Raw genomic sequence first — 23,698 nt, 5'->3', positions numbered from 1 at the left:
TTTATGAAATTTAAATATCTGGCAGTTTATTTTAGTTTAATTGTTCTTCTAATGGGATTCTCAGGCTGTGCACAACAACTGGCCTTTCCTTCAGCCGAAGGTTTTGGAAGATATGCCAGCGGCGGTCGTGGCGGCGAAGTATATACAGTAACAAACCTTAACGATGACGGTGAGGGTAGCCTGCGTAAGGGAATAGTAAAGCATGGTCCTCGCATAATTACTTTCGCTGTTTCGGGTACTATTAGCTTGCAATCTCCTTTAGACATAAATAATGACAGTATAACGATAGCAGGACAAACGGCTCCCGGTGATGGGATATGCGTTAAAGGTTACACCGTTTCAGTTAAAGCAGATAATGTGATAATTCGTTATCTGCGCTTCCGGTTAGGGGATGTAAATAAAGTTGAAGATGATGCCCTTAAAGGGAAAGATGCTACAAATGTGATCTTAGATCATTGCTCTATGAGTTGGGCCACAGATGAGAATTCTTCTTTTTATAGAAATAAAGATTTCACCATGCAATGGTGCATAGTTTCAGAATCGCTAAATAGTTCTGTACACCATAAAGGAGATCATGGTTATGGCGGAATCTGGGGCGGAGTAAACGCTTCTTTTCATCACAATCTTATTGCGAGCAACCATAGCCGTAATCCGCGTTTTAGCGGTTCATCAACCACGCTTAATTCAGAAAATGAGTTTGTTGATTTTAGAAATAATGTTATCTATAACTGGCAGATCAATAGTATTTATGGTGGCGAAAATGGCACCTACAATGTGATCAATAATTATTTTAAACCCGGCGAAGCAACTGAAGATTCTAAGCGGGAGCGCATTTTAGACCCTTATGAACCTTATGGGAAATTCTATGTAGCAGGTAATTTTATGGAAGGTTCGCCCAAAGTTACCTCAGATAATTGGGATGGTGGTGTACAGTGTGAAGATCCTGAAAGTCTGCGTCTTGATGATCCTGTCGATATAGATAATAATATCAAAACTCAAACAGCAGAGGCTGCTTATTTTAGTGTTTTGAAAGATGCAGGAGCTAGTTTGAGCCGGGATGCGGTTGATATTAAAGTAGTGCAGAGTACGGCTACCGGAAAACCGCATTATCAAAACGGAATAATAGATTCTCAGGATAATATAGGCGGATGGCCTGAATTAAAATCAAAACCTGCACCTGAGGATTCAGATCATGATGGTATGCCCGATAAATGGGAAAAAAACCACAATTTAGACCCTAAAATCGACGATTCTGCCGGGTTTGATCTTGATAAAAATTATACAAATATTGAAGTCTACCTAAATGAACTGGCAGGAGATGCAACCAAAACAGCACAGGTAAGCCCAGGTGAATTTCATTTTTCTGTTGCTAAAGATGGTAGCGGTGATTTTTGCACAGTACAAGATGCTATTGATGCGGTGCCTGATTTTCGACAAAAAACGACTAAAATAGGCATAAAATCGGGCATTTATTATGAAAAATTGATTCTTCCGGAGTCAAAAATCAATGTAGAATTGATAGGTGAAAATAGAGACAAAACAATTTTGGTGTATGATGATTATTCTCAAAAATTGAATGAATTTGGTGAGGAAATGGGCACTACCGGTTCTTCATCTTTTTTCGTTTTTGGTAATGATTTCAAGGCTAGTAATATTACTTTTCAAAACAGTGCTGGCAAAGTAGGGCAGGCGGTAGCTGTAAGGGTAGATTCAGATCGGGCAATATTTAAAAATTGTAATTTCCTCGGCAATCAGGATACGTTGTACCTGCATGGGAAGGGTGCCAGGCAATACTTTACAAATTGCCTCATAAGCGGTACAGTAGATTTCATTTTTGGCTGGTCTACAGCTGTTTTTGAGAACTGCACCATAGTATGTAAGGAGAAAGGATATATAACAGCAGCTTCTACGACTGCAGATACTCCTCACGGCTTTGTTTTCCTCAATTGTGATATTCAGGGTGACGAGAGTTCAGATACTTTTTATCTGGGCAGGCCGTGGCGTGATCATGCAAAGACCGTTTTTATAAACTGTACGCTAGATAAGAACATAAAACCGGAAGGCTGGCATAACTGGAAAAAACCTCAGGCTGAAAAAACAGCTTTTTATGCCGAATATAATTCTCAGGGACCGGGCGCTGATGCTGAAAATAGGGTGGCATGGTCTCACCAACTTACCGCAAAAAGTGCCGCTGCCTACGAGGCTAATCTCATATTAAAAGGGGAGGATAACTGGCAACCTAAAACAAATTAAAAAATGAGAAATCCATCTATATCGGGAGGAATTATGACAATAAAACCAATTCTCGTCATCACAGTTTTACTGGCTTTTTTTTCATGTAAATCTCAGGCCGATCAGTCGGGTCAGTCGGTTAATGCAAATCAAGATCCCTGGTCACAGGCCGATGCTATAATAGAAAAAATAGGCAAACCTTCTTTTCCTGACGCGACTTACAATGTGATGGATTATGGTGCTGCAGCAGACGGGAAGACTTTAAACTCAAATGCTTTCGCGAAAGCGATAGAAGCCTGTACAAATGCGGGTGGAGGAAGAGTATTGATTCCTGCCGGAAAATACCTTACCGGCCCCATTCACTTAAAAAGCAATGTAGATCTGCATTTGGAAGAAGGCGCAGAAATCCTGTTCACCAAAGAAAAATCGGCTTACTTACCGGTCGTTCATACTGCTTATGAAGGGATGGAAGTGATGAATTATTCTCCGCTTATTTATGCATATCAACAGAAGAATATTGCAATCACCGGCTCAGGAACCTTCAATGGCCAGGCCGATAATGAAAACTGGTGGCCCTGGTGTGGGAAAGATGAATACGGTTATAATGAAGGTGGTGAAAAGCAGGGAGATGATAAAAATCTGCCACGCTTACGCCAAATGGTAGCAGACGGGGTTTCGGTTTCAGATCGAGTTTTTGGTGATGGTTACCAGCTGCGACCTTCCTTTTTTGAACCTTTTGAATGTGAAAATATTCTGGTGCAGGGTGTCACATTTACAAATGCTCCTTTTTGGGTTTTGCATCCTATGAAATCTAATTATATTACCATAGATGGCGTAACGATTAACAGTCATGGCCCCAATAACGATGGTTGCGATCCTGAGTATAGCAAGTATGTACATATTACTAATTGTAAATTCAATACAGGTGATGATTGTATCGCTATAAAATCGGGTAGAAATAATGATGGTCGCAGGGTCGCTATTCCCAGTGAAAATATTGTTGTTGAAAAATGTGAGATGAAAGATGGGCATGGCGGTGTTGTTATGGGTAGTGAGATTTCTGCCGGAGTGCGCAATGTTTTTGTTCGCAATTGTGTGATGGATAGTCCTAATCTTGATCGTGCAATTCGTATTAAGACCAACACGTTAAGAGGTGGTTTTGTAGAAGATGTTTATGTTAAAGATGTACAGGTGGGCCAGGTAAAAGAAGCTGTGCTTAAAATAAATACACATTATGGTATTTATGATAATCAGGAGGGCGATTTTATGCCAAGTATCAAGAATATTTTTTTAGAAAATGTAACCGTAGAGAATGGCGGAAAATATGGAGTACTCATAACCGGAAGAGAGCAATCTCCTGTTAAAAATGTGGTGCTTAAGAATGTGACAATCAAAAAGACAAAGACTCCGCTTTCAGTAAAATTTGCAGAACCTATACAGTTTGAGAATACCACTATAAATGGTGAAGCTTATAACTAGAGGCTTTGTGCTGAAATATAGAATGAATAATGTGATAGTGTAGTGAGAAGTAAAAGTGCCAACTTCAATATTATTATTTTATTGCTTTTTTTTGGAAGCATAACTGCTCAAAATGAGGTGAAGCCCTACACCATACAAACCACTTATGAAAAACTGCAAAAAGATTACCCGTTTATTGTTCCCATAGAGCCATTAACTTCATATAAAATTGAATCGAAAGAAAATGTGGTATATCGTGAGATTGATAACATTACTTTAAAAGCTGATATTTATAAACCTGCGGGAAATTCTTCAGTAAAATATCCTGCAGTTCTATTAATTCATGGCGGGGGATGGATCACGGGAAGTAAAGAAAATGAACGTGTGATGGCACAACATTTAGCTGCCAACGGCTATGTCGCCGTTACAGCCGCTTACCGGCTAAGTCCTGTAGCAACCTATCCCGCTGCGGTTTTAGATCTGAAAGCCGCCATATGCTGGATGCGAAAAAACGCTGATAAATACCAGATTGATGCAGAAAAAATCGCTGTTCTGGGAGCTTCTGCGGGAGCACAGTTGGCAACTTTAATTGGCGTTACTATTGGGAATCAGCTTTATAAAGAGGGCGATTCAAGTTGCTCAGATGCGGTTCAGGCGATTGTAAACATAGACGGAATAGTTTCCTTTATTCACCCCGAAGCTCAAGAAGGCACAGTTGCCGGGAAATGGCTGGGCGGACTAAAAGGCGTTAATTTAGAAAAATGGAAAGAAGCTTCTCCTCTTGAATATGCAAGCGCTGAAACTCCGCCTACATTGTTTATCAACAGCGCCCAGCCACGTTTTCATGCCGGCAGGGATGACATGATCAAAATTTTAGATAGTTACGGGATTTATAATGAAACGCATACGATTCCTGATTCCCCACATTCTTTCTGGTTGATGCATCCGTGGTTTGAGAAAACACTGGAATATACAGTGCGTTTTTTAGATAAAAACTTTAAAAATTAAAAGAATGAAAAGTAAAGGCTGGCTATCTATAATTTTCATTTTACTTATTACTACCGCGTTCTCACAGAATAAACCTTATGGCAATATTACTGTTGCTCAGGACGGAAGCGGGGATTTTACCACCATTCAGGAAGCTGTAAATTCTACACGTGATCTGGGTCCGGGTGAAGTACTCATCTCAGTTAAACCGGGAGTTTACAAAGAGAAATTAGTCATTCCATCGTGGAAACATCAGTTGACATTGCGCGGGTCGGGCAAAGAAAATACGCGTATAACTCACGCGGATTTTTCAGGAAAAATCGACTCCCTCACACAACAAAAACTGAACACTTTTACTTCACATACAGTTCTGGTACAGGGAAATGATATCAAAATAGAAAATATTACCATAGAAAATGCTTCCTGTAATCGGGGGCAGGCCGTGGCGCTGCATGTAGAAGGTGACCGTTTTGTAATTAAGAATTCAGCGATAATAGGATGCCAGGATACGGTTTATGCGGCAACTGAAAACAGCAGGCAATTTTATGATAACTGCGAAATAGAAGGAACAACCGACTTTATTTTTGGTGAAGCTACGGCGGTTTTCAAAAATTGTACGGTGAAAAGTAAGGCTAATTCCTTTGTAACAGCAGCGGCTACACCCAAAGATCAGCAATACGGTTTCGTTTTTATAAACTGTAAATTAATCGCTTCCGCGGAAATTAAAAAAGTCTATCTGGGCAGGCCCTGGCGCCCTTATGCCAAAACAGTTTTTCTAAACTGTGAATTGGGTGATCACATCGTTGCTGAAGGCTGGGATGCCTGGAAAGGAGATGCGATGTTTCCTGAAAAGGAGAAAACCACTTTTTATGCTGAATACCAAAATTCCGGCCCCGGCAGTTCTGCTGAAAATAGAATGAGGTGGTCAAAACAATTAAGTCCGCAAGAGGCTAAAGAATATACCATAAAGAAAATTCTGGCAGGAAGTGATGGCTGGAATCCTATCAAAAACTAATGCTATGAAATTTGTAAAACTCTACTTCATGTTAGCAGCGGTACTGCTTTCAGGGTATTCTTCCTGTTCTAAAGAAGAGAGTGCAGAACAACAAGGAGAAGTTGAGGTAGAACAACCGGAAAACGACAATACACCTATTGAAGAACCTGCAGAAGATGAGTCCATTCATGTTACAACGGGCGGCGAATTACTGGCTGCAATAGCTACAGCAAAGGCTGGAGATTCTATTGTGGTGCATGGCGGAACCTATGCTCTTACTTCCAGAATTGATGTTGAAAGTTCTGGTACAGAATTGCAAATGATCATACTTATGGCTGCGCCTGATGAAGAACGACCTGTATTTGATTATTCCGCTATGAGCGAAAATGCTTCAAATCAGGGTATGATCTTAGACGCCGACTTCTGGCATATAAAAGGAATAGATTTTTACAATGCCGGAGATAACGGAATGAAAATTCAGGGCAATAACAACCTGATCGAGTTCTGTACTTTTTCAGAATGTTCAGATACAGGTTTGCAATTAGACAGCGGCGCTTCAAATAATACCATCCTCAATTGCGACTCTTTTTTCAATGCTGACTCAAGTGTAGAAAACGCAGATGGTTTTGCGTGTAAACTCACCGCGGGAAGTAATAATAAATTTATAGGCTGCAGGGCATGGCAAAACCTCGATGATGGCTGGGATGGTTATTTGCGCGGAAGTGATGATATTCATACCTATTATGAGAATTGCTGGGCTATTAATAACGGTTACTTAAAAGATAAAAGCGTGAGCGGTGGTGACGGCAATGGTTTTAAAACGGGAGGCAGTGATGATAAAACACTTAAACATAATGCTACTTACACCAATTGCCTCGCTGTAGGAAATATAGCCGATGGTTTTGATCATAACAGCAATCGCGGTATGGTGACGATCTACAACTGTTCTGCCTATGATAACGGCAAAAACTACAACTTTAGCAGCACGAATATTCTGGCAGGACTCATTATAAAAAATTGTGTCTCTCTGGGCAATATGGGAAGTACAAATGCAACTGAAAAGGATACTTCAAGTAATAGCTGGATGAACGGCTTAACTGCTAAAGAAACCGATTTTTTAAGTATAGAAACCGCTCAATTGCTCGCTGCCCGTAAAGAAGATGGAAGTCTTCCAGATATAGATTTTATGCACCTTACCGCCGGCAGTAATTTAATAGATAAAGGTGTAGATGTAGGGCTTCCGTTTAACGGGAGTGCGCCTGATCTGGGTGCTTTTGAATTTGAAGATTAACAAAAGGCCAGAAACCAGATGAAATTTTTCCTTATAATCATTTTTTTGATTTTTAGCCTTTCGCTTTTAGCGCAGGAAAAACCTACGCTTTATCTGATAGGTGATTCTACAATGGCAGATAAAAAAGACCCTGATCAAAATCCTGAACATGGCTGGGGCCAAATGCTTCCACAATTGCTCACTGATGAAATACGCGTAGAAAATCACGCGGTAAACGGACGCAGCAGCAAAAGTTTTATTACAGAAGGAAAGTGGGAAGCGGTTTTAAGTAAATTGAAGAAAGGAGATTATGTTTTTATTCAATTTGGTCATAATGACGAAAAAATACAGGATAGCACGCGGTTTACAAATCCGTTTACGCAGTATCGTTATAACCTGGAGCGCTTTGTAAATGAAACCCGAAGTAAAGGAGCGACACCTGTTTTACTAAGTTCAATCGTGCGCCGTAATTTTAATGAATATGGAGTTTTAGTAGATACCCATGGCGACTATCCTGTAGTTGTATGGCTGGTAGCTAAAGATTTAGATGTTCCTTTTGTAGATTTACAATGGCTAACAGAACGTCTTGAAATAAAATACGGCCCAGAAGCCTCAAAATCGCTTCATTTACACCTAAAACCTGGTGAAAATGCATACGAACCACAGGGGAGAGAAGACGATACTCATTTGTCTCAATTAGGAGCAACTCTTGTCGCAAGTCTGGCTTTACAGGAAATCAATCGGCAACATTCTGGTCTTGCGACTTTTATTAAGAAGTCTGTATTAGCAAAGGAAATAATTTCTTTAAAAAATTAACCCGCTTTTCTTCTTGGTTGCTGCCACCTGCAACCCATTTACTAAAACTCTATCTTAAACTTACTTCTTTATTCTATAGGTCCTGCCCATACCATGCAATAACGCAGCTGGTTTTTATTAAATATTCCCGATTTTACCCAGCTTTTGACCGATTTTCGTAGCTATCTTCAGAATTCCTACTGAAATTCGTATGACTGAAAATTCATTTTTTTAATTCTCTTGAAACCAGATTTTTAACATGCAAAAGTTAAAACTTGAAAAAATTTCAATCGATTGCGTAAATTCAAGATTATTATCTATAATTTTAATAAATATCATTCAAAATGTTAGTCTTTAGTATTAGAAATTAATGATAATAACATTTTTAATCTTAAGTATTTAACATAATAAATGCGGATCACAAAAATTAATCAATTCTAAAACCCAACTATAAATTAAACAAAATTCCTTTTGAGATGAAATTTAGATCAAGCCTGTTGACACTCACGCTAACCATGTGTGCTGTCTTAAACAATTATGCCCAACACCCTTTAGTGTATCAAAGTGAAAATACCGGATCTTCCTGTGATGCGCCGCCCTTACCAGATCCCGGTGATCTTGTGAACTATCCCATGTTACCAGATCCTTTTGCGTGGTCTGATGGTAGCGGCCGCTCTACAGATTTTAGCGATTGGGAGTGCCGAAGAAATGAAATAAAAGCTGAAATTCAGGAATATGAGATTGGTTTAAAACCGCCACGACCTGCTGATATAACAGCAACGTACGCTGATGGAGTATTAACCGTTTTAATCACAGAAAACGGAGAGACTCTCACCCTAACTTCTGAAGTTACTATTCCTGATGGCGATGGACCTTTTCCTGTTGTAATAGGTATGAACAGCGCTACAGGAAGTATACCTTCATCTATTTTTGATGGTGCTATTAAAATACCTTTTATGCACAATCAAGTAGTGAGTTATTCTCAGGGTTCCCGTAATCCTGACGACCCTTATTTTAAACTTTACCCGGAGTTTCATCCCGATGCAGATACTTACACTATGGGTAATTATAGCGCGTGGTCGTGGGGTGTAAGCAGATTAATAGACGGGATAGAGTTAGTGCAGAAGCAATTAAATGCTGATGTTGACCATATAGCTGTAACCGGATGTTCTTATGCGGGAAAAATGGCACTTTTTGCAGGAGCCTTTGATGAACGTATAGCTTTAACAATTGCTCAGGAATCTGGCGGTGGAGGTGCGCCATCCTGGCGTGTTTCTGAAACTATAGGAAACGTGGAAAAAATTGACAATACCAATTATTCTTGGTTTTTACCAGACATGGGAAGTACTTTTAGTGGCAGAGCGGGTATTTTACCGCATGATCATCACGAATTGATGGCAATGGTTGCTCCCAGAGCTTTGCTAATCACAGGCAATACAGATTTTGAATGGTTAGCAAACCCTTCTGCGTATGTTTCGGCAAGAGCGACGGAAGAGGTTTATAAAGCATTTGGCATAGAAGATCGATTTGGCTTTTATATTGATGGAGGTCATGGTCATTGTGCGGTACCAGATAGTCAAAGCCCGGCAATACAATCATTCGTCGATAAATTTCTTTATGAAGATATGGCAGCAGATACAGATGTACATGTTAACCCTTATGGCAATACTGTTGATTATATGAGCTGGATAGAGGGTTGGGTAGATACCAATCCCAATAAACCGAATATTATTCTAGACAGTCCCATAAACAATTCTACTTATGAGGCACCAGCAACGATTAATTTTACAGCTTCTGTCACAGACCTAAATGATGATGTAGAAAAAGTGGAATTTTATAATGGAACTGATCTTATGGGTGAAGATACTACAGCACCTTATTCGTTTACCTGGGAAAACGCTGAAGGCGGAACGTATCTTATTTCTGCTGAGGCGACTGATGCAGAAGGTTTAAAGGGTTTTTCAAACGTTGTAAAAGTTGTAGTTACTACACCACCTACGACAGTATATAAAGTAAGTACCGCACCCATAATAGATGGGACTATTGATGAAATATGGAAGGTTGCCGGCATGAATGATTTTAAAGCTGAAAAGGATTTACTTGGAGGTCCTTTTGATGCGACTGATTTAAGTGGATGGTCACGACTTATGTGGGATGACACATTTTTTTATTTTATAGCTCATGTAGAAGATGATGTTAAAATAAATGACAGTCCCTTTGCAATTTATCAAGATGACAATGTTGAGGTTTATTTTGATGGCAATAATGGAAAAACCAATTCATATGAAGCTGGAAACGATGTGCAATATACGTTTAGATGGGACGATGGAAGTTTTGTAGGTACAAATAATGGCATTTCTACAGATGGAATAGAATATGTCATGCTAGGAACTGATGATGGATATATTCTGGAAGCTAAAATCCCTATGGCTAATATAGACGTTGTCCCTGAAGATGGTAAAGAGGTCGGGTTTGATTTTATGATAAACGATGATGATGACGGTGGCGATCGAGAAGGGAAATTATCATGGAATTCTACAAATGACTCTGCCTATCAAAATACTTCTGTTTTTGGCACAATACAATTAAGTAGTTCTGTCCTGTCTGTAGGAGCTGCTTTAGATAGAAGTTCTGTCACTCTTTATCCTAATCCTTCAAATAACCAGTTGGTCGTTCAAGGTATACAAAGAGATGTAGACTATAAAATTATTGACATAACCGGTAAATTGCAACAATCTGGTAAAACTCAAAATTCTATTAAAATAGATGATTTGAGCCAGGGTTTATATTTTTTACAACTTAGTAATGAAGATATGAGAGCTAATCTAAAATTCATTAAAAAGTAGTAATAAAATTATTCATTTGTCCTTAAAACCTATGTGTCAATATATGGCGCATAGGTTTTTTAATGTAGAGCCATTTGCGTTAGATAAACTACATGTTGGCTAATTTGAGAACCGTATTCCAATTGCGTGTGGTAGCCTGAACTTTCAATTTTCGTTCAAAAAACATATTAGTGAGTTTAGAGTCGCTGTATTTACCTGCGCATTTAATGAATACGTTGTCATTTATAATCTCAAATTTATCAGGCACAAAACCAAAAGCATTTATAGATTCATCGATACCGGGAGCTGGCGTGTTTTTTAGAAAAGTAAGGTGAAGTAGTTTGGTGTCTGTTTCAGGATCATTAGCAAAAGGATTAGAAGTTACAAGTTCATTTAATTCTGAACTGCTTCTTACAATTACCGGAACCTCAAACCCGTATTTATCAAGAATAGCACGTTCAATTTTTTCGCTTAAAGCGAAAAAATCTTCAGTTTCAGCTTTAAAAATAACATTGCCGCTTTGTATATAGGTAGATACGTCCTCAAACCCAAGACTAAGAAAAAGCTCTTTGAGATCCTGCATGAGAATTTTGCGTTTTCCGCCTACGTTTATTCCTCTTAAAATTGCGACATATTTTTCCATGATTTCAATTTTTTTTTATTCGGCAGATTTAAAAATTTTTTCAAAAGCATCGTAAACAGCGAGGTGCAAAGCGTCGCCATGATTCTGGTTTTCTAAAAAATTAAAGTAAATGGTTGTTTTTTCCTTTTTAGATCTGGTTAATTTTTCAAAGAGACTTTTGGCATCATTTTCCATCACATCACCTTCTTTACCTACGGCGATATAAATAGCTTTAGGCTGCTTGTAGTCTATGGGTTTAAATTGTAGAAGCGCTTCATCACTCCACCATAAACTTGGGCTCACGATAATGTAATTGTCAAAAAGGTCTGGTTTTTTAAAAAGTATTTCTGTGGCTAAAAGTCCGCCCAAAGATTGACCTATTAACGTCTTTGTAGTCGTCGTTCTATAATTTGAAGTGATGAACGGTTGCAACTCTTTTTCTAAAAAAGCAATGAACTTTTCTGAACCTCCGGTTGTGGGAAATTCTGTTTTGTCTTTCTTATTTGAAGTGGGAAAGGTGAAATCGCGCTTTCTGTCAATATTTGCAATCCCTACCACAATGCTTTCGGGTATAATATTTATCCATGAAAACGATGCAAATTGCACAAGCCCGGCTATGTGTATAAAATCTTCATCTGCAGAGCCGTCTAGCAGGTAAATAACGGGATATGAATTCTCTTTGCTTTCTGAATAATCTGGCGGAAAATAGAGGTTAATTACCCGATTTTCGCCTAAAATAACCGATTTTATCTCGACTGTTTTACCCAATTCAAATGGTTTTTGGACCACTACTTCAGGTGTTTGCGCGGCTGCAAAATGGGTTGTAAAAAGTATTACAAGAATTAAAACGATTAATGTTCTCATATGCGTAAAGCTAAGAACATTCCAGATTATTGAAGCTCTTTCTCAAAACAGAGACTATTTTCTACCCCGGCATATTGCCCATAATTACTCATTTTTGCATAATTATTTCTGGTATATAAAGCGATTGCCTCTACTTGTCTGGTTCCGGTTTCCAGAATGCATTTTTTATAGCCCAGTTCTAGCGCCCATTGCTCAAGTTCTTTAAGAATTTTTGATGCTATTCCGTTTCCACGAAAGTCAGGATCAACATACATCCTTTTAATCTCCATTGTTTTGTTGTCATATTCTTTTATCGCTCCACAACCTACTGCTTCATTGTTTTCAAAGCCAATAATTACATACTTAATTGTGTCAATCTTATTGAATTGATCATAAAAAGCATGCTCGTCACCATCTGTGATCGCCAGACCGGCATCTAATTTTTTAACCAGTGTTATAAAACCTTTGTTTTGTGAGTTTGTACGTATAAATTGTATCATTTTAAACTGTCTGCTGTGTTTTTAGAAGTATTTACCAAAGCACGTCTTTCTGTTTCAATCTTTTTTATAACCGCTTTTAAGCTGTCAATTTCTTTGGTCATTTCTGTTTGATTATTATCGGCTTTCATTTTGATCTGAAAATTCCAAAGCGCAATAATCAGCAGCAGTATGCCATTAATTGCAATCGCTACTTTTTTACCTTTAGTCCAGAATTGCTGGCGTTTTGCTGTTCTTTCTTTTTTGACGTAAGAAGAATTCTTTTGAAATGCTAGTCCGCTGTTTGTGATCTTATACACTTCAATTGTTTTGCCATAGCTGGAGTTAATTTCAGGATGCGGGATCTCTTTCGCTATAGCGAAACCATCTTTTACAAGTTGATCCAGAAACACCGGAAGTTGAGCTTTAAAATTATCGCGTAAAAAGTGGTCAAAAACGGGGTTAAAATCCAAATTATTAGCTGCTAAGTAAAGAAGAACCTGATCAAGTATTTTAGTATTTTCATTCACAGCCGGCGGTTTGAGAAAAATGAATGGATCTTTAATTTTTATTCTATAATAAAGATAATGAAGTTCTGGCAACTTTCTTTTACAGCTACACTCAGTATTCTTTCGCAAGAGCATTACAAAATCTTAAGTTTGCAAAAAACAGAAGATGAAGCCAACCACAAAAGCAAAACTCGAACTGCCGGAAGATGAGATGCGCGCTTATGGATATAAGATTGTTGATGCAATAATAGACCATCAACTTACTCAAAATACCAAGAAACCTGTTGCACTTGCAACCCGCAGCGAGATGGATACAGTTTTTAAAGAGGTTGCTCCCGAGGCTTCATCTTCTGCAGAAGAAGTTCTCGATTTTGTAATGCAACAGGTGATTCCTTATAGCAATATCATGAGTCATCCCAAGTTTTTCTCTTTTGTTCCCGGGCCCAGCAATTATGTAAGCGCGATGGCAGATGCGCTAGCGACGGGTTTTAATATATTTTCTGGCGGTTGGGCGGCGGCTCCCGCTGCTGCAGAGCTTGAGATCGTGACAATAGGCTGGCTCTTAAAAATTTTTGGTTTACCCGAAAAAAGAGGTGGCGGTATTTTTACCAGCGGTGGTTCTATGGCAAATCTTACGGCGCTTGTAACCGCACGTAATATTAAATGTGGTGATGATTTTTCTAAAGCAGTAATCTACCTCTCAGATCAGGCGCATTCTTCAAATATTAAGGCTATACGGGTGATGGGTTTTCGTAAAGAACAAATACGTATCATCCCCACAGATATGGAGTTTAAAGTCTCTATAAATAAGCTCAAAAACGCTATAAATCGTGACCGACTAGAAGGTTGGCAGCCATTCTGTTTCATTGCTTCTGCAGGAACGACGAATACAGGAACTGTAGATCCACTTGAAGAACTGGCTAAAATTTGTAAAAAAGAAGATCTTTGGTTTCACATTGACGGTGCATACGGCGGCGCTGCAATTCTAGCAAAAGATGGAAAAAGTCTGCTAAAAGGTGTAGAAAAAGCCGATTCTCTAACGGTAGATCCTCACAAATGGTTTTATCAACCTTATGAAATGGGTTGTTTGCTGGTGCGAAATCACAAATGGTTAAGCGGTACTTTTACAGAAAAGCCAGAATATCTTAAAGATGTTGAGGGCAACTCTTCAGAAATAAATTTCTACGATCATGGTATTCAGCTAACGCGTAGGTTTAGAGCACTTAAGTTTTATATGAGTATTAAGATTTTTGGCTTAAAAGCTTTTCGCGAAGCAGTACAATATAACATAGACCTTGCAGAAAAGGTAGAAAGTAATTTACGCACAAGTGCTCTCTGGGAAATCGTTTCTCCCGCCACGCTGGCTGTTATCAACTTTAGATACAATCCTATATCGAGAAATCTGTCTGAAAATGAACTTGACGAATTAAACCGCAAGATCTCACAACAGGTTGTAGAATCTCGTGAGGCTATGCTGGTGACAACCTATTTAAACGGAATGGTGGTATTGAGAATGTGTTTAATAAATCCGCGTACTACTTTGCAAGACGTTCAGGACACACTTGATCTTTGTGAAGAAATAGGCGAAACCCTGTAAAAATCGGCTTAAAATGGTCTAAAAACGGCTATTTATTGTACCGAAAAATCAAAAACAGACTGGTTAGAACGACCTCCCGGCACTTGTCCCTGATAGAAGAAAGCATATTCGCCGGGCTCAAGTGAATCAGGAGTGACCGTAAATTTATTACCTTCTACCTGCGCGATACTAAACGGCAATGCCTCCTTGGGATCAACACCGCTGCTGCTTCCTAAGGCATTACTTTTACCCGTAATTACTTCCCGAAGGTTTTGACGCTCTTTTACCCTTAGTTTTAAGAGTACAAATTCATTAGGAGAAGAGGCTGTTTTAAACCACCAGTTATTGTAATAATCTGTACCACCTTGCACCTGCATATTATCAACATCTGCTGTAGAAACATCAAATAAAAATGTAAACTCAGGAGTGTTTGTATTTAGCACATTGTTAGAAGTAGCTTTAGGCAGTGTAGATTTATTTTTCGAATTTATAAAACCTGATACAAGTCTTTGCGCAGCAGCATTTGTACTAGTGCCAGAAAAAACACTGGGCTGGATAAGTTCTAATTCATCATTAGCATTCTTATAATAAATCCCGGTTTTAGACACGGTATTATGCCTCGATTTATCCATCATCAAAGCAATGATATTTCCTGAAACTCCGGCTTCTTTTAGCTTGGTAAGCTCTTCTATAGAAGTCTCAAACTTGTAATTAGAAGTATTTATTTTATTTACGATAAGATCATCTGTAAAACCCAGATCTATCATTTGTACAATAGATTCATTAGTGAGGGTTTCCTGAGCAAAAGCAGACATGCATAAAAGCAGAAGTAGCGTTGTGATAATTTTAGACATAACTATACAGTTTGAGTTTATAAAAACAAAATTTATGAAACGCAGAATAGTAAGAGGTAATGATTGCTACTTTCTGATAAATAGAAAGTTAGGGTAGGGTTTTGTTTTCTAAAAATAAGAAATTAAGAAGTATGATTATTCATTATTCAAAAAAATTTGAAAAGATATTTTATACGGTTTTTGAGAGATAATCTAAAAAGGAAAGTAGATTTTCAATCCCTTAAGCCCGATTTTTCATCTTATTCAGTCATTTTTTGATGAATTAATTCAAGAGAAATTTCAGGATTCGCTCCTTTTTGGCCAGCCACAAGAGCGCCTAAAGCACACCCAAAAGCCAACGCTTGTGCAGGATCATTATCTTTGTCAAGACTGTATAGCAATCCCGCAAGAAATGAATCACCGGCACCTACAGTATCAACAACTGTGGTGCTAAAACCGGGATGTGTATATAAATGATCATTGTGCCAAAGCACGGCTCCCGCGCTTCCACATGTTACACATATAGAAGAGGTATTTGTGCGTGCACCAATTGCTTTTAGGCTATCTTCCATAGTAGCAGAGTTGATGCGTAGAAAGCTTTTAACTTCCTTGAGTTCTTCCTCATTCATTTTTACAAACTGAGCCAGTTGCATCAGGTTAACAACTTCATTAAGATCATAATGTGGCGCTCTAAAGTTCACATCAAAAACAGCGTTTTTAGCAACATCAAGAAGTTCTTTTAAAGTGTTTCTTGATGATTCACTTCTTGCAGCCAGAGAGCCAAAAATAAAAATATCTGCTTCTGCGACACATTTTTGATTTGCCTCTGTAAGCGCGATATTATCCCACGCTACGGGTTCTTTTATAACATAAGTGGCGCTTCCCGTTTTATCTAAAGTCACCTCTACCTGTCCTGTTTCCAGATCATCATCTTCCTGAATAAACTCTTGTGGCAAGTCATATTTATCGAGAACAGCGAGTGTTTCTTCGGCGAGTGCGTCTGTACCTAATCTGCTTACCATTTTTACTTTCGCTTTAAGCGAAAGCAACCTTAAACAAACATTAAGCGGTGCGCCCCCCAATGCTTTACCGTCAGGAAAAAGATCCCATAGTATTTCGCCAAAACAAACAACGTTAAGAGATTTACTCATGTTAATCGAGAATTTTCTTTTCTAGTTCTTCTAGTGATATACCTTTAGTTTCTGGCATATAGAAGGATGCGAAAATTAATTGCAGAACCATCATGCCGGCAAAAAAGGCAAAAATGGGCCAGGGATTATCTTTAAATATCCCAGATTCTGAATCTAAGAAAACCGGAGTTAAAAGTGTGATCAAGGCGGCAAATACCCAATGCGTTCCCGTACCCCAGGATTGCCCGTAAGCACGTACTTTGTTAGGGAATATCTCAGAAATAAAAACCCAAATCACGGCACCCTGTCCTACAGCGTGACTCGCAATAAAAACGAGAATGAATGTGAGCAATAAGGTAGAACTGCCACCAGTGTAAAAGCACCAGGCAACTGTAGCCAGACTAATTATGTAACCAAAAGAGCCGATGATTATAAGCGAGCGACGCCCTAATTTATCTATTAGTTGCATACCTAGCAGGGTAAAGATGATGTTCACAACACCTATAGATATAGAATTAAACAGTGAATCCTGTTCTGCGAGACCGGCCTTTTCAAGAATCTCAGGAGCATAATAAAGAATAAAATTGATACCCGATAATTGATTGAAAAAAGCGATTAAAAAGGCGAAAATGAGCGGTTTTTTAAAGCGTTTTGAAAAAAGTTTTACGTCTGCTTTATTCTCTTCAAGATCGTTTTGTATTTCCTGCAGTTGTACTTCTGCTTCTGCGGGAGAATAGATCATTTGTAAAACCTCAAGCGCCTGCTGTTTTGCCTGTTTTTTATACAATAACCATCGCGGACTTTTAGGTACCTGTAGTACCAGCAAACAATAAAGAATTGCAGGTATTGCTTCTACACCAAGCATCCAGCGCCAGTCATTATCACCCTGAAAGCCTTGTAACATATAGTTAGACAAAAAGGCTATAAGGATACCAAAAACCAGAAAAAACTGATATAAAGCCACTAATCTGCCGCGACTTTTTGCTGATGATATTTCTGAAATATAAGTAGGCGCGGCAACAGAAGAAGCACCTACGCCCACACCGCCTACAAATCTAAAAAATGAAAAAGTATAGGGGTCTGGAGCAAAGGCAGAACCTAAAGCAGAAACAAGAAATAGAAGACCTATCCAGACTAAAGTTTTCTTTCGGCCCAGCTTATCACAGGGTATGCCACCAAAAAGGGAGCCCAAAACTGTTCCCCAGAGTGCCATAGACATGATAAATGTACCATGAAAAAGAGGCGAAGTATTCCATAATTCTTTAATGGGTAGGTTGGCACCAGAGATAACTACTGTGTCAAAACCGAATAAAAAGCCAGCCAACGCTACCGTGACAGACCATTTTTGAACTGCTTTCATTAATTATTTTTTTGGTTAGGAGAATTCCAGGTTGAAGGTATGTGTGCAAGTTTAAGGTTTTTAACCTCGTCCTGCGTTTTAATGCTAAAAGTGGTGTAGGGCACGTGTGGAAAAACCTGTGCAGTCAATACTGTTGCACCTTTATCTGCAAAAAATTCTATTGAAGACTGATCTGTAAAGACAGAAACTTCAATTGTATTATCCGTTTTAAAATGAGCGGGGGCTTTCATAACTGGTTCTGCAAACCTATTAGAAAAGTCGCTTTGTCCCGCCAGAGTACGATCTACATAAAATTGATTTTCGTTTTTAATGTAACCCATTTTTAAACTGTCGCCTTGCGTATTGCTATAGATAATTTCAAAATCACTGAGCGGGCGAGGGAGTTCAAATTTGAGATTAGACTGTTGTAAAAGGGAGTCAGTATATTGTTGATTTTGCTCTTTTTCTTTTTGTGGCGAAAAATAATTGAGGTCTTTAATTACAGCAGCGACGGGATAATTGCTCACATACAAAGTAGAGTCTTTGTATAGTTCAAGCTTTCGCGGAAGCGTCATAGCACTACGCCACTTTGTTGTGGGTGTTTGTTCTGCATAGAACCAGTTGCTCATCCAGCCAATAAACGTGCGCTCATCTTCAGGCAGATTATTATAGGTTATGCCGGCATAATTATCGCGCCCGTAATCAAGCCATTTTTCCTGTTTTTGGTCTGTTTTAAACGATTTTCCGTCAAAATCACCGATAAAATATTGTGTGCCAGAACCACCATTAGCAGCGCCGGGATTAATGCTTATGAATAGAACCCATTTTGTATCACCACTTGGCGTCTTAAGCGGGAAAAAGTCGGGACACTCCCATACACCACCATGTGCGCCCAGATTTTTACCAAAATCACTTAAATATTGCCAGCTTTTAAGATCTGTAGAATTATATATTTCTGCGTGATCACCGGCAACGAGAACAAGAATCCATTTTTGAGATTCTTCATGCCAAAATATTTTGGGATCTCTAAAGTCTTTTTGATCCTTGTCATTTTTTACTACGGGATTACCTGCATACTTCGTCCATGACTCGCCATTATCAAGGCTGTATGCAATACCCTGGGTTTGATAGTTTGTATCACCTGCTTTTTCTTTTTCTGCATTGTGATAGGTGAACATAGCTACCATGGGCGGATTGTCACTAGAGCCAAAACCAGACGTATTTTTAAGATCTACCACAGCGCTCCCTGAAAATATGTATCCTAAAGAATCAGGATAAATAGCTACTTTTTCATTTTTCCAGCTTTTAAGGTCCTTACTTGTAGCGTGGCCCCAATGCATGGGTCCCCACTTTGTGTCTTCAGGGTAATATTGATAAAAAAGATGATAGGTGTCTTTGTAAAAAACGAGTCCGTTAGGATCGTTCATCCAGTGCGCTGGCGGGGAGAAGTGATACTGCGGTCTGTATTCTTCGGTGTAAGAATCTGCAGTAATTTCTTGAGAAGCAACAGGCTCTTTTGTTTCCGTTTTACAGCTTTGAAGAAAAATCAATGTAAAGAGTATAAAAATCGGTTTTTTCATGCGAAAACTGGTATTTGAGCTTTTTGCTGGTTGCGGCTAGGAAAATAAAACTTTTTATCCATAAAAAAACGTTTTCGTTGCGTAGTTTTGCCTTTTTAGCGGTTATGCGTGTGTAAAACGAATTTATGTTTTATAAGAATCATTATCTTTACGGCTATTGAAAATTATGAGAAGAAAACTAACATTAAAACTGATCGCTAAAGAACTTAATGTTTCTATATCGACAGTTTCGAAAGCCTTGCGTGACAGCCCCGAAATAAGCGAGGAAACACGCGAGAAGATAAAGGCATTTGCTAATTTATATAACTACAAGCCTAATAATATAGCGCTAAGCCTTAAAAACCGAAAAACAAACACCATAGGGGTAATAATCCCACAGATCGTTCATCACTTTTTTACCACGGTTATACGTGGTATAGAGATGACTGCGAGAGAGCACAATTACAATGTTATAATTTGTTTATCAAATAATGATTTTGATAAGGAAGTTCTCAATATGGAGCTTTTAGCAAACGGGAGTACAGATGGTTTTATACTTTCAGTAGCAAAAGAAACGATGCTTAAAGAAGATTATCATCATCTTAATGAGGTGATAGATCAGGGTATGCCAGTTGTTATGTTTGACAGGGTGGTAGAAGGTATTTCATGCGACCGTGTTCTTATAGATGATAAAGAGGGTGCACGCAATGGTGTGGCACACATGTTAAAGACAGGCTGCAGAAAAATAGGTATTCTTACTACTAAGGATTATGTAAGTGTGGGTCGTTTGCGTACCGAAGGTTACATGGAAGCTCTTGAGTCATACGGTGTAAAAGTTGATAAGAAGCTTATTCTTAAATTAGATAATATTGATGAGTGCGGTGAAGCTTCACAGAAGAAAATCGCCGATTTTATATCGAAAAATGACCTTGATGGCATATTTACCGTAAATGAACTTTTTGCAGTAAACGCCGCAAAATTCGTACATCGAGAAGGTAAACGTATACCGGAAGATGTTTCTCTGGTTTGCTTTACAGATGGTCTGCTTTCAGAAAACTTTATACCAAGTCTTACAACGGTAAGTCAGCACGGTGAGGAAATGGGGCGTAAAGCCGCAGAAATTCTTATCAATAAGCTCGAAAGACCAGAAGATGAAGAAGAAGAATACCACACAACATACATAGAGACGAGTCTCGTACAACGTGAGTCTACACGTAGTTTATAAATAACACCATACATATGATTACAAGCAAAAAGGGATTTATTTTTGACCTTGACGGCGTTATTGTAGATACAGCAGGCTTTCACTACCTGGCATGGCACAATCTTGCCAAAGATCTGGGTTTTGATTTTACCGAAGCTCAAAACGAGGCTTTTAAAGGAGTAAGCAGAGTACGCTCGCTAGAATTGCTTCTTGAGATAGGGGGCATGACAGCGACAGATGCTGAAAAAGAGGTTTGGCTCAAAAAGAAAAATGAAGAGTATCTGAGTTATATTGATAATATGACCGCAGATGATATTCTTCCCGGGGTGAAACCCATTCTTGAATATTTACAGCAAAAAAATGTGCCAATGGCTTTAGGTTCTGCAAGTAAAAATGCAACACCTATATTGAAAAGGGTCAATTTATTTGATATCTTTAACGTTATAGTAGATGGCAATGCCGTTAAAAAAGCAAAACCTGATCCTGAAGTTTTTCTTATAGGAGCAGAAAAGCTAAATATAGCACCCTCCAATGCCATTGTATTTGAAGATTCTATTGCAGGAATACAAGCAGCTAATATCGCTGGTATGATCAGTGTGGGTATTGGTGAAAAAGATATTCTGCATGAAGCACATTACATCTTCAAGGATTTTACAGAAATAGATACAGATTTTATAGACAAATTACTGAACGCTTAAGTCATGAATCAAGATTATATAGTTCCCTCACCGTGGTCAATCATAGAAGAAGGTTTTGAGAAAGACCGGGTTAAATCTTCAGAAAGTCTCTTTAGTATTGGTAATGGGGCGATGGGACAACGAGCTAATTTTGAAGAAGATTACAGCGGTAAAACATTTCAGGGAAGTTATATAGGCGGCGTTTATTATCCAGATAAAACGCGCGTAGGCTGGTGGAAAAACGGTTACCCGGAATATTTTGCTAAAGTGCTTAATGCACCCAGCTGGATAGGTATTAAAGTAATAATAAATGGCGAGTCGCTTGATTTAAATACCTGCACAGAAGTTAAGAACTTTCGCAGAGAATTAAATATGAAAGAGGGCTGGCTGGGGCGTAGCTTTCAGGCCACACTCACAAATGGCGTAACTGTAAAGGTAGAAGCAAAACGCTTTTTAAGTCTTGATCTGGATGAACTGGGCGCAATAAAATATGAGATTACGCCACTTAATGAAGATGTTACCATAAGCTATGAGCCTTACCTTGACAGTGGGATTACTAATGAAGATACAAACTGGGACGATCAATTCTGGAACACACTTTCTGTAACAGAAGATAAAGAAAAAGCGTATATCATGGCACATACCATGAAGACCTTTTTCTATGTGTGCACTGCGATGGTCAATAAACTTACTGTAAATGACAGACCAATTTCGCTTGCGCGAAAAACGAATCAGTCAGATACCTATATAGGTCATATCTACGAGACAGATATTAAAGAAGGAGAGACTTTTGGGATTCATAAGTTTGCCGGTTACGTTACTTCTTTTAACCATGACAAAGACAATTTATTAAGCGCTGCAGATTCTGTTTTAGAACAAGCCGTTAGTGCCGGTTATGAAACTATGCTTAAAGATCAAATCAAAGCGTGGGCAGATATCTGGTCAATGGCAGATATTACAATAGATGGTGATATAAAAGCACAGCAGGGTATCAGGTTTAATATCATGCAGCTTAACAATACATATCTGGGTAAAGATGCCCGACTGAATATTGGCCCAAAAGGATTTACCGGTGAGAAGTATGGCGGTAGTACTTATTGGGATACAGAAGCCTATTGTATACCATTTTATATGGCTACTAAAGATCAACAAGTTGCTCGTAATTTGTTGACCTATCGCTATAATCAGCTTGATAAAGCAATAGAAAATGCCGAAAAATTAGGTTTTAAAGACGGAGCAGCTTTATACCCAATGGTGACTATGAATGGTGAAGAATGCCATAACGAGTGGGAAATCACCTTTGAAGAGATACACCGTAATGGCGCGATGATTTTTGCGATTTACAACTATGTGCGCTACACAGGCGATTATAGCTACATTCCTGAGAAAGGACTTGAGGTAATGATAGGTGTGGCTCGTTTCTGGAAGCAAAGAGCTACTTATTCTGCGCAAAAAGGTAAATATGTTATACTGGGAGTAACCGGCCCTAATGAGTACGAAAACAACGTAAATAATAATTTCTATACAAATTATTTGGCCAAATGGTGTCTGGAGTATGCCGCAGAACAAGCTGCAAAGGTTTCAGATGAAAGTGCTTCAGATTACAATCGCATTACTGAAAAAACCAATTTACAGGGAGACGAGATTGCTAACTGGAAGGAAGTAGCAGAAAACATGTATTTTCCTTATTCTGAAGAGAAAGGAATTTACCTGCAACAAGATGGTTTTTTAGATAAAGAACTTGTTACGGTAGCAGATCTAAGCAAGACAGAAAGACCAATAAATCAAAAATGGTCATGGGATCGTATTTTACGTTCTCCTTATATTAAACAGGCAGATACATTACAGTGCTTTTATTTCTTTGGTGATCGCTTTACTAAAGATGAACTATCTAAGCATTATGATTTTTATGAGCCTTTTACAGTTCATGAATCATCACTAAGCCCTTGTGTACACTCTATTCTGGCGGCAGATCTTGACAAGATGGAACAAGCCTACACATTCTATTTAAGAACATCACGTCTTGATCTTGATGACTATAATAAGGAAGTTCACGAAGGTTTGCACATCACCAGTATGGCTGGTACGTGGATGAGCGTCGTAGAAGGTTTTGGTGGTATGCGTATAGAAAATGATAAATTGTCATTCTCACCTAAAATGCCAGAGGCGTGGGATGGTTTTTCTTTTAAGATCAACTTTAGACATCAAATATTGAAAGTAGCTATAACTAAAGATAAGTTCAGTTTTAGTCTTAATGAAGGTGATGATCTCGATATTCTGGTAAATGGAAAAGAATTGACAGTTAGTTCAAAAGAAGCAGTAACCGTTTAAAAATCGGTCAAAATCATATGAAAATCCGGAATTTTATT

At 38.6% G+C, this 23,698-nt stretch carries 19 protein-coding genes; 11 read left to right on the top strand and 8 right to left on the bottom strand.

What is annotated here, in order from left to right; all coding sequences use genetic code 11:
* Window positions 1-3 precede the first annotated feature (3 nt).
* From ACH3O9_RS04655 to ACH3O9_RS04625, 7 genes are all read left to right on the top strand, one after another.
* Window positions 4-2,253 (top strand): pectinesterase family protein, encoded by a 2,250-nt coding sequence (locus ACH3O9_RS04655; protein WP_416444871.1) that lies wholly within the window; start codon window positions 4-6, stop codon window positions 2,251-2,253.
* Between the two features lie 3 nt (window positions 2,254-2,256).
* The gene (locus ACH3O9_RS04650; RefSeq protein ID WP_416444869.1) at window positions 2,257-3,711 is read left to right on the top strand and encodes a glycoside hydrolase family 28 protein; all 1,455 of its coding nucleotides are present in this window, start codon (window positions 2,257-2,259) and stop codon (window positions 3,709-3,711) included.
* A 42-nt stretch (window positions 3,712-3,753) separates the two neighbouring features.
* Window positions 3,754-4,698: an alpha/beta hydrolase gene (locus ACH3O9_RS04645; protein WP_416444867.1), complete on the top strand. Its 945-nt coding sequence runs from the start codon at window positions 3,754-3,756 to the stop codon at window positions 4,696-4,698.
* Between the two features lie 4 nt (window positions 4,699-4,702).
* Complete coding sequence (locus ACH3O9_RS04640) at window positions 4,703-5,692, top strand: pectinesterase family protein (RefSeq protein WP_416444865.1); 990 nt, start codon at window positions 4,703-4,705, stop codon at window positions 5,690-5,692.
* A 4-nt stretch (window positions 5,693-5,696) separates the two neighbouring features.
* Entirely contained in the window at window positions 5,697-6,962 is a 1,266-nt protein-coding gene (locus tag ACH3O9_RS04635; protein WP_416444863.1) for a right-handed parallel beta-helix repeat-containing protein, read from the top strand.
* 18 nt (window positions 6,963-6,980) lie between these two features.
* Window positions 6,981-7,757 (top strand): rhamnogalacturonan acetylesterase, encoded by a 777-nt coding sequence (locus tag ACH3O9_RS04630; RefSeq protein ID WP_416444861.1) that lies wholly within the window; start codon window positions 6,981-6,983, stop codon window positions 7,755-7,757.
* Between the two features lie 455 nt (window positions 7,758-8,212).
* A complete protein-coding gene (locus tag ACH3O9_RS04625; protein WP_416444859.1) occupies window positions 8,213-10,582 on the top strand; it encodes a sugar-binding protein in 2,370 nt (789 codons plus the stop codon).
* Between the two features lie 88 nt (window positions 10,583-10,670).
* On the opposite strand, the gene ACH3O9_RS04620 is transcribed toward ACH3O9_RS04625, so the two are convergent.
* The 4 genes from ACH3O9_RS04620 to ACH3O9_RS04605 are packed head-to-tail and all read right to left on the bottom strand — an operon-like array spanning window position 10,671 to window position 13,032.
* Entirely contained in the window at window positions 10,671-11,204 is a 534-nt protein-coding gene (locus tag ACH3O9_RS04620) for a DUF1697 domain-containing protein (RefSeq protein ID WP_416444857.1), read from the bottom strand.
* Window positions 11,205-11,219: 15 nt separating this feature from the next.
* Window positions 11,220-12,047, bottom strand: a complete 828-nt coding sequence (locus ACH3O9_RS04615; protein WP_416444855.1) for an alpha/beta hydrolase — start codon at window positions 12,045-12,047, stop codon at window positions 11,220-11,222.
* A gap of 26 nt (window positions 12,048-12,073) precedes the next feature.
* On the bottom strand, window positions 12,074-12,526 hold the full coding sequence (locus tag ACH3O9_RS04610) for a GNAT family N-acetyltransferase (protein ID WP_416444853.1): 453 nt from the start codon (window positions 12,524-12,526) through the stop codon (window positions 12,074-12,076).
* Entirely contained in the window at window positions 12,523-13,032 is a 510-nt protein-coding gene (locus tag ACH3O9_RS04605; protein ID WP_416444851.1) for a hypothetical protein, read from the bottom strand. Before ACH3O9_RS04605 ends, ACH3O9_RS04610 begins: the two co-directional genes overlap by 4 nt.
* A 145-nt stretch (window positions 13,033-13,177) precedes the next feature.
* On the opposite strand from ACH3O9_RS04605, the gene ACH3O9_RS04600 reads away from it, so the two are divergent.
* Complete coding sequence (locus tag ACH3O9_RS04600) at window positions 13,178-14,608, top strand: pyridoxal phosphate-dependent decarboxylase family protein (protein ID WP_416444849.1); 1,431 nt, start codon at window positions 13,178-13,180, stop codon at window positions 14,606-14,608.
* Window positions 14,609-14,640: 32 nt separating this feature from the next.
* On the opposite strand, the gene ACH3O9_RS04595 is transcribed toward ACH3O9_RS04600, so the two are convergent.
* From ACH3O9_RS04595 to ACH3O9_RS04580, 4 genes are all read right to left on the bottom strand, one after another.
* Window positions 14,641-15,441, bottom strand: a complete 801-nt coding sequence (locus ACH3O9_RS04595; RefSeq protein ID WP_416444847.1) for a hypothetical protein — start codon at window positions 15,439-15,441, stop codon at window positions 14,641-14,643.
* 239 nt (window positions 15,442-15,680) lie between these two features.
* Entirely contained in the window at window positions 15,681-16,571 is an 891-nt protein-coding gene (locus ACH3O9_RS04590) for a carbohydrate kinase family protein (protein ID WP_416444845.1), read from the bottom strand.
* A 1-nt stretch (window position 16,572) separates the two neighbouring features.
* Window positions 16,573-17,910, bottom strand: coding sequence for a sugar porter family MFS transporter (locus ACH3O9_RS04585; RefSeq protein ID WP_416444843.1), 1,338 nt, complete (start codon window positions 17,908-17,910; stop codon window positions 16,573-16,575).
* Window positions 17,910-19,469: a glycoside hydrolase family 32 protein gene (locus ACH3O9_RS04580; RefSeq protein WP_416444841.1), complete on the bottom strand. Its 1,560-nt coding sequence runs from the start codon at window positions 19,467-19,469 to the stop codon at window positions 17,910-17,912. Before ACH3O9_RS04580 ends, ACH3O9_RS04585 begins: the two co-directional genes overlap by 1 nt.
* A 166-nt stretch (window positions 19,470-19,635) precedes the next feature.
* Here ACH3O9_RS04580 and ACH3O9_RS04575 point away from each other — a divergent pair, with 166 nt between their 5' ends.
* From ACH3O9_RS04575 to ACH3O9_RS04565, 3 genes are read left to right on the top strand one after another with little or no spacing between them, the layout of a single operon-like run.
* A complete protein-coding gene (locus tag ACH3O9_RS04575) occupies window positions 19,636-20,673 on the top strand; it encodes a LacI family DNA-binding transcriptional regulator (protein WP_416444839.1) in 1,038 nt (345 codons plus the stop codon).
* 14 nt (window positions 20,674-20,687) lie between these two features.
* Window positions 20,688-21,350, top strand: a complete 663-nt coding sequence (gene pgmB, locus ACH3O9_RS04570) for a beta-phosphoglucomutase (protein WP_416444837.1) — start codon at window positions 20,688-20,690, stop codon at window positions 21,348-21,350.
* Between the two features lie 3 nt (window positions 21,351-21,353).
* The gene (locus ACH3O9_RS04565; RefSeq protein ID WP_416444835.1) at window positions 21,354-23,660 is read left to right on the top strand and encodes a glycoside hydrolase family 65 protein; all 2,307 of its coding nucleotides are present in this window, start codon (window positions 21,354-21,356) and stop codon (window positions 23,658-23,660) included.
* Window positions 23,661-23,698: the final 38 nt, after the last annotated feature.

Source organism: Leeuwenhoekiella sp. A16 (genome assembly GCF_047946675.1).
Lineage (GTDB): Bacteria > Bacteroidota > Bacteroidia > Flavobacteriales > Flavobacteriaceae > Leeuwenhoekiella.
This window is presented reverse-complemented; position numbering and strand designations above follow the sequence as displayed.